A 12,474-nucleotide genomic window follows, 5' to 3' on the forward strand; every position below is an offset into this window, starting at 1 on the left:
AGGGTCCGCTCGAGCAAACAGGGGGCATCCATGGCAAAGCCGACCGTCACACCGATGATGGAACAATATCTGGGTATCAAGGACGCCAATCCGGGTGCGCTTTTGTTCTACCGCATGGGCGATTTCTACGAGATGTTCTTTCAGGATGCGGTCGAGGCGGCAGCGGCGCTCGATATCGCGCTGACCAAGCGCGGCAGCCATGAGGGCGAGGATATCCCGATGTGCGGCGTGCCGGTCCATGCCGCCGAGGGCTACCTGCTGACGCTGATCCGCAAGGGCTTCCGCGTGGCAATTGCCGAACAGCTCGAAGATCCCGCCGAGGCCAAGAAGCGCGGCTATAAGGCCGTGGTCAAACGCGATGTCGTGCGGCTGGTGACACCGGGCACGCTGACCGAGGAGAGCCTGCTGGAGGCGCGGCGGCATAACTTCCTTGCGGCCTATTCCGCCCTGCGCGACGAGGGCGCGCTGGCCTGGGTCGATATCTCGACCGGCGAGTTCCGCGTGATGCCCTGCGCCCCCACGCGTCTGGGGCCGGAACTGGCCCGCCTGACACCGCGTGAGGTGCTGGTCTCGGATACCAACGAGGACGCATTCCGCGAGGTGATCGAGGATGTGAAAGCGGCGGTGACCCCTTTGGCACGGGCCGTCTTCGACAGTGCCTCGGGCGAGCAGAAACTGCGAGATCTCTATCAGGTGGGCTCGCTGGAAGCCTTCGGCAGCTTCAGCCGCGCCGAGCTTTCGGCAATGGGCGCGATTGTCGATTATCTCGACCTGACCCAGCGCGGCAAACTGCCCCTCCTGCGCCGCCCCCTGCGCGAGGAAGCGGGCACGATCGTGCAGATCGACGCCTCCACACGCCGTAATCTGGAACTGACGCAAGCGCTTTCGGGCGGGCGTGAGGGGTCGCTGCTGAATGTGATCGACCGGACCGTGACGGCGGGCGGTGCACGTCTGCTGGAACGTCGGGTCTCCGCGCCCTCGCGCGATCTGGCCCAGATCCATGCGCGTCATGATACGGTGGCGTTTCTCGTGGAACAGAGCCGTTTTACCGAGGATCTGCGCGCCGATCTGAAGCGCTGCCCCGATATGGACCGCGCCCTGTCGCGGCTGGCGCTGGATCGTGGCGGCCCGCGTGACATGGCCGCGATCCGCAATGCGCTGGGTCAGGCAGGCGGACTGTATGATGTGATCACGGGGTCCGAGACACCGCGCCTGTTACAGGACGCCGCACAGGCGCTGCAAGGCCATGACGAATTGGTAGCCCTGCTGGACGCGGCCCTGATTGCCGAACCGCCGCTTCTTGCCCGTGATGGCGGATTTATCGCGCAGGGCTATGACGAGGAGTTGGACGAGACCCGCCGCCTGCGCGACGAGGGGCGTGGCGTGATTGCGGGAATGCAGGCCGGATTTATTGAGGAAACCGGTATTTCGAGCCTGAAAATCAAGCATAACAACGTGCTGGGCTATTTCATCGAATGCACCTCGACCCATGCCGAGAAGATGCTCTCGGCGCCTTTGTCCGAGAAATTCATCCATCGCCAGACCACGGCCAATCAGGTGCGCTTCACCACCGTCGATCTCTCGGAGTTGGAAACGCGCATCCATAATGCCGGTGCGCGGGCGCTCGAGATCGAAAAACGGCTCTATGACAGGCTGAAGGCGGGCATCATGGATCAGGCAGGCCCGATTGGCGAGGCGTCACGGGCGCTGGCCGAAATCGATCTGGCCTGTGCCTTCGCCGATCTGGCACGAGCGGGCGACTGGGTGCGCCCCGAGATCGACAATTCCCGCGCATTTGAAATCACGGCAGGGCGGCATCCGGTCGTGGAACATGCGCTCAAACGCTCGGGCACGCCGTTCATCGCCAATGATTGCGGGCTGACCAAGGAGAGCACGCCAGCGATCTGGCTGCTGACAGGCCCCAATATGGCGGGTAAATCGACCTTCCTGCGGCAGAATGCGATCATCGCGCTCCTGGCGCAAGCGGGGAGCTTCGTGCCGGCCACCCGCGCCCATATCGGGCTGGTGAGCCAGCTGTTCTCGCGCGTGGGCGCGGCAGATGATCTGGCCCGAGGCCGGTCGACCTTCATGGTCGAAATGGTCGAAACCGCCGCAATCCTCAATCAGGCCGATGACCGCGCACTGGTGATCCTCGACGAGATCGGGCGCGGGACCGCTACCTATGACGGGCTGTCGATTGCATGGGCGGTGATGGAGCATCTACATGCCACCAACCGCTGCCGTGCACTCTTTGCCACCCATTACCACGAGATGACCGCGCTTTCGGCCAAGCTCGACGGGGTGGAGAATGCCACCGTCAGCGTGAAGGAACATGCGGGCGATGTGATCTTCCTGCATGAGGTAAAAAAGGGCGCGGCCGACCGCTCCTACGGGGTGCAGGTCGCGCGTCTGGCGGGGCTGCCCGATAGCGTGGTGGCGCGGGCGAAGTCCGTGCTGGATATGCTGGAGAAAGGCGACCGTGACAGCGGCGCCAAGAAACAGATGCTGATCGATGATCTGCCGCTCTTTGCCTCTGCGCCGCCGCCCCAGCCCGTGGCGCCGCTGGGCCCGAGCCCGCTGGAGGAACGTCTGGGCGCGATCAACCCCGATGACCTGTCCCCGCGTGAGGCACTTCAAGCGCTTTATGACCTGCGCGAGATGCTGAAATGACAAAGGGGGCCAAGCGGCCCCCTTTTCAATGCTTCCCGTGAAACATCACTTCGGCGTCGAGCTCACGCCCACCTTGGCCGGACGCAGCAGACGGTCATGGATCATGAAGCCCACATCCATCACTTGGATGATGTCGCCCGCAACCGTGTTCGGCACAGGGGCTTCGAACATCGCCTCGTGATGGGTCGGATCGAACTTGTCGCCCACCTGCGGCGCGATCTGGCTGATGCCGTGCTTCTCGAACACGTTCACCAGTTCGCGCTGCGTCAGCTCGACGCCCTCGATAAGGGCTTCGGCCTTCTCGCGCAGCTCTTCCGAGATGGCGTTCAGCGCGCGCTGCATATTGTCATAGACCGGCAGCATGTCGCGGGCCAGACGCGAGCCACCGTAATTCTCGGCGTCGCGGCGCTCTTTATCGGCGCGCTTGCGCGAATTCTCGGCATCGGCCAGCGCGCGCATCCAGCGGTCGCGCATTTCGTCGCGTTCGGCACGCAGGGCTTCCAGCTCGTCTGCGCCCTCGTCCATGATGTCTTCGAACGTCTCGTCGAGATGAACCTGATCTTCGCTCATTTCGTCTTTCTTGTCGCTCATGCGTTTCATCCTTTGCCCCGGCCCGACAGCATCCGTCCGACCAGTTGCGCTGTATAGTCCACGATCGGCACGATCCGCCCGTAATTGAGCCGTGTTGGCCCGATGACGCCGATCGCACCGATTATCTTACGATCAGCGTTCATATAGGGACTTACGACCAGAGAGGAACCCGAAAGTGAAAAAAGCTTGTTCTCGGAACCAATAAAAATGCGCACACCGTCGCCATCCTGCGCCAGATCGAGGAATTCGGCGATGTCGCGCTTGCGTTCGAGATCATCGAAAAGCGTGCGGATGCGGTCGAGATCGGAGATCTGCTCGAGCAGATTCGATTGCCCGCGCACGATCAGCCGCTCGTAGGAAGTGCCCTTGTCTTCCCACTCGGCCAGCCCCTGCTCCACCAGATCGGCGGCCAGCGTATCCAGTTCAGCGCGACGATGCCTGATCTCCTCGGCCATAACACTGCGCAGCTCGGTCAACGTGCGGCCCTCGGCCAGCGAATTGATGAAATTCGCGGCCTCCCGCAGCGAGGACGGCGTCTGTCCGGGGGGCGGCGTGAACACACGGTTCTCCACCTGACCATCGGCCAGCACCAGCACCACCAGAGCACGGTCGGGCGCGAGCCCCACGAATTCGATATGCTTGATCGGCGCTTCCTGCTTGGGCGAGAGCACAAGGCTCGCGCCATGGGTCATGCCAGAGAGGGCCGAGCCCACACGGTCCATCAGCGTGCCCAGATCGGGATCATTCCCGCCCACCGTGGCATCAAGGGCTGCGCGGTCATCGGCCCCCAGCTGCCCCACCTCCATAAAGCCGTCCACGAACATCCTGAGCCCCATCTGCGTGGGCACGCGCCCTGCCGAGACATGCGGGCTGTCGAGCAGCCCTAGATATTCGAGATCGTTCATCACATTACGGATGGTGGCCGCTGAGAGCTTCTCGCTCATCATGCGGGTCAGGCTGCGCGAGCCCACCGGATCACCGGTCTCCAGATAGCCCTCGACCACGCGGCGAAAGACCTCGCGCGAGCGATCATTCAGCTCTGTCAGGCTCTGTTTTGGCTCAATCATGGTCTCGAAACTCCTGTTTCACAGTAAACGGGTTGCGAGAGGGATCGTCAATCGGTCCTGAGCTCTTGCATCGGCTGCGTCACACGCGCAAATGGGGCGATACAGTTTGCGAATAGGAGCGGATATGCGGCCCTCAGGACGGAACCTCAATGAAATGCGCAAGATCTCGATCGAGACGGGCGTCACCAAACATGCCGAAGGCTCCTGCCTGATCAAAGTGGGCGACACGCATGTGCTGTGCACAGCCACGATTGAAGATCGCGCGCCCTCCTTCCTGAAAAACACGGGCCTCGGCTGGGTCACCGCCGAATACGGTATGCTGCCCCGCGCCACCCATTCACGCGCCCGTCGCGAGGCAGCCACGGGCAAACAAGGCGGCCGCACCGTCGAGATCCAACGTCTGATCGGTCGTGCCCTGCGGGCGGGCCTGGACCGCAGCGCTTTGGGCGAACGTCAGATCGTCGTGGATTGCGATGTCATTCAGGCCGATGGTGGCACCCGCTGTGCGGCAATCACCGGTGGCTGGGTCGCGCTGCGTCTGGCGGTGAACAAGCTGATGGCCAAAGGGATCATCACCTCCGATCCGCTGATCGACCATGTGGCGGCTGTGTCCTGCGGGATCTATGCCGGCCAGAATGTCTGCGACCTCGATTATGCCGAGGATAGCGAAGCCGGCGTCGACGGCAATTTCATCATGACCGGCAAAGGTAAGCTCATCGAGATACAAATGTCGGCAGAAGGCTCTACCTATACGCGCGAACAGATGAACCAGCTGATGGATCTTGCCGAAAACGGGATCGCAGAGCTGGTAAACGCACAGAAGGAGGCTGTTAAGTGAGAAAGTTTACCGAGAAGAAGCTGCTGGTTGCTACCCATAATGCAGGCAAACTGGAAGAGATTTCCGAGCTGCTGAAGCCTTATGGCATCGAATGTGTGGGGGCCAAGGAGCTGGATCTGGCGGTTCCCGCGGAGACCGAGACCACCTTCGTGGGCAACGCCCGCATCAAGGCGCATGCCGCCGCTAAGGCCACCGGCCTGCCCGCCCTGTCCGATGATAGCGGCATCGAGGTGGATTGTCTTGGCGGGGCTCCGGGTGTCTACACCGCCGATTGGGCCGAAACCCCCAATGGCCGCGATTTCAAGATGGCGATGGAGAAGACGTGGAACGAATGCGAGAAGGTCGGCGCCGACCGTCCGCGCACCGCTCGCTTCTGCTCGACGCTGGTTCTGGCATGGCCGGACGGGCATGAGGAGGTTTTCGAGGGCGAATGCCAGGGCTTCCTCGTTTGGCCGATGCGCGGCGAGGAAGGTCACGGATACGATCCGATGTTCCAGCCCAAAGGGTCGAACAAGACCTTCGCCGAGATGACCCATGAGCGTAAGAACCAATTGTCGCATCGCGCGGATGCGTTCAGGAAACTGACCGCAGCGTTCGAGCCTGCCTGACCCCATCGTGCCACGGCCTCCCGTGGCACCAGCCTCCGGAGCTCCGATGACCCATCACGATGAAGACTGGCGCGCCGGAGGCTTCGGGCTCTATATCCATTGGCCCTTCTGCGCCGCCAAATGCCCCTATTGCGATTTCAACTCGCATGTCAGCACAAAGATTGACCAACACGTCTGGGCAGAGGCCTATCTTTCAGAAATCGACCGTGTTTCGCGTGAAACAGAAGGCCGTGTGCTCAACACAGTGTTTTTTGGCGGTGGCACCCCCTCGCTAATGGACCCTGACGTAGTCGATGCCATCCTGACAAAAGTGCGCTCCAGCTGGCGGCTGTCCAATGACTTGGAGATCACCCTTGAGGCGAACCCGACCAGTATCGAGGCTGGACGCTTTCGTGCCTATTCCGAGGCCGGTGTGAACCGTGTGTCAATGGGGATGCAGGCCTTCAATGATGCCGATCTACGCAAGCTGGGCCGAATGCATTCTGCCGCGGAAGGGCGCAAAGCCTTTGATATCGCGCGCTCCGTCTTTGACCGTGTGAGCTTCGACCTTATCTACGCGCGACAGGACCAGACGCTCGATCATTGGCGACAAGAGCTGAATGAAGCCCTCTCGATGGCGATTGATCACCTGTCTCTTTATCAACTTACCGTTGAAGACGGGACCGTGTTCGGCGCACGGGCAGAGCGCGGCTTGCTGAAAGGCGTACCCGACGATGACAGTGCGGCCGATATGTATCTGCTTACACAAGATCTAGCAGAAGCAGCCGGGTTTCCGGCATATGAAGTGTCTAACCATGCCAAATTAGGCTCTGAAAGTCGCCATAACCTCATCTATTGGCGCTACGGCGATTATCTCGGCATTGGTCCAGGGGCGCATGGCCGCCTGACCCGCAACGGTATCCGTCATGCCACGGACACTCTGAAACAACCCGGTGCGTGGCTGAGCCAGGTGAAGAAAACGGGTTCCGGAGAGGCGTTTCGCGAAGCATTGCGTCGCGACGAGGAGGTAACGGAGTTCCTTCTATTCGGTATGCGTCTTGCCGAAGGGCTCGATCGACATCGCTACATTGCTCTGAGCCGCGATGATTTCAACGAAGAACGTCTCGCTCATCTTGCCAGCATTGGTATGATAGAGGCAGATGACAACAAAATACGCGCGACCCGTGAGGGACGCGCGGTATTGAACGCCGTGATCAGAGAGCTGTTGCCCGATTAGATCTTGGTTAGCGCCTGACAGATCGCATCAAGCTGTTCGAGGTCTTTATAGGTTAGAACAACTGTTCCACCTTCCTCGCCTTTATGGTTGATCTCGACTTTCATGCCAATAGTGGCCGAGAGATCTGCTTCCAGCGCCCGTGTATCTGCATCCTTCTCGGGGGCGATACGGGCCTTAGGCTTTTTCTCCCCCACAGGTGCTTTTGCTTTGCGCTCGACTTCCCGCACCGAAAGACCTTTTGCGACGGCCTCTTTGGCCAATGCCACCGGGTCATCTGCGGTAATCATCGCACGCGCATGACCTGCCGTCAGACGTCCATCGCGGAGATAATCCTGAACTTCATTCGGCAAGTTGAGCAGGCGAAGAAGGTTTGCGATATGACTACGGCTCTTCGAGAGCGCTTCTGCGACCTTTTCCTGAGTATGTCCGAACCGGTCCATCAACTGCCGATAGCTGAGAGCTTCTTCCAGCGGGTTAAGATCGGCGCGCTGGATATTCTCGATAATCGCGACTTCCAGAACTTCGGTATCGTTAAACTCGCGAATGATAACCGGAACTTCATGTAGCTGCGCGAGTTGCGACGCGCGCCAGCGGCGCTCCCCCGCAACAATCTCGTACATATCGGCCGTTTTGGGATGTGCCCGCACGATCAGAGGCTGAATGACCCCTTTCTCACGGATGGAATCCGCGAGTTCCTGAAGAGCCTGCTCGTCAAAATGACGGCGCGGCTGCTCGGGATTAGGCTCGATTTTCTCGATCGGAATGAAGCTTTCGGGACGACGCGGCACCGTATTATCCTGATTGGGTTCTAGATTTACATCAGCCATCAAGGCGCTTAATCCGCGCCCAAGTCCACGGCGTTCAGGCTTCTTGCTCATACGGCCCCCTGCGGCTTAACGCTTTCATGGCGTTCCAATAATTCTTTGGCAAGTGCGCGATAGGCCTTCGCCCCTCGCGAGCTACTATCGTAATGCAGTACGGATTGGGCATAGGATGGCGCTTCGGAGATCCGCACATTCCGCGGAATCATTGTCTTGAACACGATTTCTCCAAGCGTTGCGCGGGCGTCCGCCTCTACAAGCTGGGAGAGATTATTGCGAACGTCATACATCGTCAGCACAACCCCCTCAATACGAAGTGAAGGATTGGCGCCTTGCCGCACTTCTCGCACCGAAAGCATGAGCTGCGAGAGGCCTTCAAGAGCAAAGAACTCCGCTTGTAGCGGAACCAAAACGGAATCCGCCGCAACCATCGCATTAACGGTCAGAAGACTAAGAGATGGCGGGCAATCAATAAGAATATAGTCAAACTCGAAGTCGTTTATATGTTCCGAGCGTAGCGCTTTCTGAAGGAGGAAGCTCCGCTGATCCACATCATGGAGTTCCATGTCTGCGGAGGAAAGATCTGTGGTCGCGGGGCTCAACCATAGTCCATCCCACTCCGTTTTCCGGATTATATCGGCGGGTTCTGCATCCGCTGTGAGTAGGTCGTAGGTGCTGAAGTCCCGATCTTCTAGCTCGACACCAAGACCTGTCGATGCATTGCCCTGAGGATCGAGGTCAACCACCAAGACCCGGCACCCTTGTTCAATCAAAGCGCAAGCTAAATTAATCGCTGTGGTTGTTTTACCAACCCCACCCTTCTGGTTGGTAACGGCAATAATGCGTGGTGCCTTCATAAAGGACTGCTCAGACACGCTGTGCTCCTGCGATTTTCAGTATTGTTGCATCCGGATCTGTGACGCTTTTAAGTGCTTCATACTCGAAGGTCCATGTCTTTTGAGCTTCTGCCACTTCACTTTTCCAGTTTGTGCCCTTCGGAAACAGAAAAGTAGCCGTCTTATTTCCGTGATGACACCCGAACTCGAGAAGCATATCAAGCGACGCAAGCGCGCGAGCAGAGACAATATCTGCGGCCAAGGAGGGAATTTCGAGGATACGTTGACTATGAACCTTTATATTCAACCCCAATTCGCGCACGCATGTCAGAAGAAATGCACATTTTCTCTGATCACTCTCGATCAAGTGGATCTCGGCATCTGGTTTATTTTGAGCTGCGATAATGCCAACGACAATACCAGGCAATCCGCCACCGGACCCCATATCAACCCACCGCGTCCAGCTCATATCGTTTTGATATACCTGAATGGAGTCCTGGAGATGCCGATGCTTAAAATCCGAGACCGTAGATTTTGCAACCAGATTGATTACAGGATTCCACTTTGAGACGAGCGCTTCGTAGAGATCGAAGCGCTCAATTGTTTCACGTGAAACATCGGCAGGGAATTGGTGTATAGACATAGACGTCAAGCCGTTTTAATTTTACGCGATTGCCGAAGCTTCGCAAGAATGAGAGCAAGGGCTGCGGGCGTCACCCCGTCGACACGCCCCGCCTGCCCTAACGTGCTTGGCTGCGCTTTACTGAGCTTTAAACGAAGCTCGTTAGAAAGCCCCGAAAGCGAACCATATTCAAAATCGGAAGGAATCTTCCAAGCTTCATCTCTCTGCATCGCTGCAATATCGCGATCCTGTCGAACCAGATAATTGGCATATAGCGCATCTTTTGAAAGCTGATCCGCAATCGGGGATTCAATCTCGGACAATTCTGGGAAGACCACCTTGAGATCTTCGAATGTTATGTCAGGGAATGACAGGAACGAGAATGCAGAACGACGCTGCCCATCCTGATTTACTTTGAAGCCCGCTTCAATGGCCTCTTTCGGGGTAAGCGACAATGCGTCAAGCTTTTCACGCCCATGCACTAGCGCTTCCTGCTTAATAGAGAATTGCGTAATACGCTTATCAGATACGCAGCCAATCCGCATTGCCAAGGGCGTAAGGCGTTGATCCGCGTTATCGGCGCGAAGGGAAAGTCGGAACTCGGCCCGCGAGGTAAACATCCGATAGGGTTCGGTTACTCCGCGAGTAATGAGATCATCGACCATCACTCCGATATAACTCTGTGTGCGTGAAAACTCGACAGCCTCCTTCTCTGACGCCGAAGCTGCCGCATTAAGTCCGGCAACCAGACCCTGTGCAGCTGCCTCCTCATAGCCAGTGGTGCCATTAATCTGGCCAGCGAGATATAGCCCTGGCTGATTACGAACCTGAAGATACGCATCGAGGCTACGCGGATCGACGTAATCATATTCAATAGCGTAGCCCGGCTGTAGAATCTCGACTTGCTCCAAGCCACGAATAGACCGAACATAATCGGTCTGAACATCTTCAGGTAGCGAGGTGGAAATACCATTTGGGTAGACGGTATCGTCATCAAGCCCCTCGGGCTCGAGGAAAATCTGATGAGATGTCTTATCGGCAAACCGGACAATTTTGTCTTCGATCGACGGGCAGTAACGGGGCCCTACCCCCTCGATATGACCGCCATACATAGCCGAACGGGAGAGATTATCACGGATGATTTGATGGGTCGCTTCATTAGTATGCGTAATCCCGCAGGAAATCTGTCGCGCGAACGGCTTCGTATTCATAAAGCTGAAGACCACAGGATCATCGTCCCCGGGCTGGCTCTCGAGGATAGACCAATCAATAGTTTTCCCATTAAGCCTTGGCGGTGTGCCCGTCTTAAGACGTCCAAGCGGTAAGGCGAGCGAGTCGAGTCGATCCGCGAGCGGAACCGAAGGGCGATCCCCCATCCGTCCACCCGGATAGCTTTTATCACCGATATGGATCACGCCGCGCAAGAAGGTCCCTGTTGTCAAGATTACCGACCGGCAGCGGACCTCGGATCCGTCTGCGAGCGTTACCCCGCTGACGCGCCCGTCAAGGGTAAGCAAGTCGACGGCTTCCCCTTCAATGATTGAAAGGTTTTCCTGAAGTTCGGTAAGTTCGAGCATAGCCTCGCGATAGAGCTTTCGATCCGCCTGAGCACGCGGCCCCTGTACCGCAGGTCCTTTACGGCGGTTCAAAAGCCTGAATTGAATCCCGGTGCGGTCGGCAACAACCCCCATGACACCGTCCATGGCGTCGATCTCTCGAACGAGGTGTCCTTTGCCGAGCCCACCAATAGCAGGATTGCAAGACATAACCCCGATGGCATCGCGCCGAAGCGTTACCAAAGCAGTCTTTGCTCCCATGCGGGCGGATGCATGGGCCGCTTCCGTACCGGCGTGACCACCGCCAACGACAATAACGTCAAAATGTTTCACGTGAAACACTCCTATTTCCCGATGCAAAAACTCAAGAATATCTCATCCAAGAGATTCTCGACATCTACCCTGCCCAACAGGGATTCCAACGACCGCGCGGCCTCACGAAGATAGATAGCGGAAAGCTCGGGGCGATCTAGACCGCTCATTACCTCATATCGGGCCGAATCCAAAGCCCGGTTTGCGTTTATCAGCGCATCACGATGTCGTTCCCGCGTCATAACCCCGGCGCCTTGTGCCTGCCGTAATAATTTGGCGGTAATCTTCGCAACCAGCTCGTCAATGCCCGCGCCTGTTTTTCCCGAGACACGAAGCCCCTGCCCCTCGAAAATATCTGCCTTGCCATAGACGATGAGATCATCATCATCAGGTGTCAGGAGCGGTAGGTCTTCGCCATCAAGAAGGAATACCCGCAGATCTGCCTCATTGGCGCGTGAAATCGCTCGATTTACCCCGATAGCCTCGACAACATCGTCGGTTTCGCGAAGACCTGCCGTATCCAGCAACGTGACCGCCAATCCTGCGAGGTCCATGCGCACTTCGATCACGTCACGTGTCGTGCCCGCAATTTCCGACGTAATAGCCGCTTCACGCCCTGCTAAAGCATTAAGAAGCGTAGATTTTCCGGCATTAGGGCGACCAACGATAGCGACTTCGAACCCGTCACGGATGCGCTCCGCCGCACCAAAGCGCTTGATCTCGTCTCCAAGACTGATCTGAACAGCATCAATCTCGGCCATGACCTCTGGTGTTACATCAACAGGAACCTCTTCATCGGCGAAATCGATCGTGACTTCCAGCAGCGCGGCGGCACGCACCAGCCGCTCCCGCCAGCCTTCAACGACCTTGCCAACCGAACCAGAGAGAACCTTAAGTGCCTGTTTTCTCTGGGATTCTGTTTCCGCCTCAATGAGATCAGCCAGCCCTTCGACCTGAGAAAGATCCAGCCTTTCATTCTCCATTGCGCGGCGGGTAAATTCGCCTGCCTCAGCCATACGTAAATCCGGATCCTCACCCAAGGCCCGCAGAACAGCACTCACCGTCGCGATCGCACCATGGATATGGAATTCGACGACTTCTTCACCAGTAAAGCTATGCCCTTTAGCGAAAGGCAGCACCACCGCCTCGTCCAGCACCTCGCCGTCAAGACGCAGAACCCTCAAGGCCGTCTGTCGCGCAGCCGGTAGAGACCCGCAAAGACGCGAGGCAGCCTGCCAGGCTTTCGGCCCGGAAATACGAATAACGGCCACCCCCGCTTTTCCGCGGGCAGTGGCCAGTGCAAAGATCGTATCCATCATATCCCTCTCGGGAACGGC

General features: G+C 57.9%; 11 protein-coding genes. 4 read left to right on the forward strand and 7 right to left on the reverse strand.

Annotated features, from left to right (window positions below; all coding sequences use genetic code 11):
* The first annotated feature begins 30 nt into the window (after window positions 1-30).
* Window positions 31-2,670: a DNA mismatch repair protein MutS gene (gene mutS / locus ABEB22_RS05290; RefSeq protein WP_406870992.1), complete on the forward strand. Its 2,640-nt coding sequence runs from the start codon at window positions 31-33 to the stop codon at window positions 2,668-2,670.
* Window positions 2,671-2,715: 45 nt separating this feature from the next.
* Here mutS and ABEB22_RS05295 read toward each other — a convergent pair whose 3' ends face one another.
* Together ABEB22_RS05295 and hrcA are read right to left on the reverse strand one after the other, a co-directional pair.
* The gene (locus ABEB22_RS05295; RefSeq protein WP_339113916.1) at window positions 2,716-3,261 is read right to left on the reverse strand and encodes a nucleotide exchange factor GrpE; all 546 of its coding nucleotides are present in this window, start codon (window positions 3,259-3,261) and stop codon (window positions 2,716-2,718) included.
* A 5-nt stretch (window positions 3,262-3,266) separates the two neighbouring features.
* Window positions 3,267-4,328 (reverse strand): heat-inducible transcriptional repressor HrcA, encoded by a 1,062-nt coding sequence (gene hrcA, locus ABEB22_RS05300; RefSeq protein ID WP_339113915.1) that lies wholly within the window; start codon window positions 4,326-4,328, stop codon window positions 3,267-3,269.
* Window positions 4,329-4,452: 124 nt separating this feature from the next.
* Here hrcA and rph point away from each other — a divergent pair, with 124 nt between their 5' ends.
* Genes rph through hemW form a run of 3 tightly spaced genes read left to right on the forward strand, consistent with a single transcriptional unit; the run spans window position 4,453 to window position 6,990 of the window.
* Window positions 4,453-5,166: a ribonuclease PH gene (rph, locus tag ABEB22_RS05305; RefSeq protein ID WP_406870993.1), complete on the forward strand. Its 714-nt coding sequence runs from the start codon at window positions 4,453-4,455 to the stop codon at window positions 5,164-5,166.
* On the forward strand, window positions 5,163-5,774 hold the full coding sequence (rdgB, locus tag ABEB22_RS05310) for an RdgB/HAM1 family non-canonical purine NTP pyrophosphatase (protein ID WP_339113913.1): 612 nt from the start codon (window positions 5,163-5,165) through the stop codon (window positions 5,772-5,774). The genes rph and rdgB overlap by 4 nt, the downstream gene beginning before the upstream one ends.
* 46 nt (window positions 5,775-5,820) lie before the next feature.
* Window positions 5,821-6,990: a radical SAM family heme chaperone HemW gene (gene hemW, locus ABEB22_RS05315; RefSeq protein ID WP_406870994.1), complete on the forward strand. Its 1,170-nt coding sequence runs from the start codon at window positions 5,821-5,823 to the stop codon at window positions 6,988-6,990.
* Here hemW and ABEB22_RS05320 read toward each other — a convergent pair.
* From ABEB22_RS05320 to mnmE, 5 genes are read right to left on the reverse strand one after another with little or no spacing between them, the layout of a single operon-like run.
* The gene (locus ABEB22_RS05320) at window positions 6,987-7,868 is read right to left on the reverse strand and encodes a ParB/RepB/Spo0J family partition protein (protein WP_339113911.1); all 882 of its coding nucleotides are present in this window, start codon (window positions 7,866-7,868) and stop codon (window positions 6,987-6,989) included. The genes hemW and ABEB22_RS05320 overlap by 4 nt on opposite strands.
* Entirely contained in the window at window positions 7,865-8,668 is an 804-nt protein-coding gene (locus ABEB22_RS05325) for an AAA family ATPase (protein WP_339114444.1), read from the reverse strand. The genes ABEB22_RS05320 and ABEB22_RS05325 overlap by 4 nt, the downstream gene beginning before the upstream one ends.
* Before the next feature lie 10 nt (window positions 8,669-8,678).
* Entirely contained in the window at window positions 8,679-9,290 is a 612-nt protein-coding gene (gene rsmG / locus ABEB22_RS05330) for a 16S rRNA (guanine(527)-N(7))-methyltransferase RsmG (RefSeq protein ID WP_406870995.1), read from the reverse strand.
* A 5-nt stretch (window positions 9,291-9,295) separates the two neighbouring features.
* On the reverse strand, window positions 9,296-11,158 hold the full coding sequence (mnmG, locus tag ABEB22_RS05335) for a tRNA uridine-5-carboxymethylaminomethyl(34) synthesis enzyme MnmG (RefSeq protein WP_406870996.1): 1,863 nt from the start codon (window positions 11,156-11,158) through the stop codon (window positions 9,296-9,298).
* An 11-nt stretch (window positions 11,159-11,169) separates the two neighbouring features.
* Window positions 11,170-12,453: a tRNA uridine-5-carboxymethylaminomethyl(34) synthesis GTPase MnmE gene (gene mnmE / locus ABEB22_RS05340; RefSeq protein WP_406871125.1), complete on the reverse strand. Its 1,284-nt coding sequence runs from the start codon at window positions 12,451-12,453 to the stop codon at window positions 11,170-11,172.
* Between the last annotated feature and the right edge of the window lie 21 nt (window positions 12,454-12,474).

Source organism: Thioclava sp. 'Guangxiensis', from assembly GCF_045348365.1.
GTDB lineage: Bacteria > Pseudomonadota > Alphaproteobacteria > Rhodobacterales > Rhodobacteraceae > Thioclava > Thioclava kandeliae.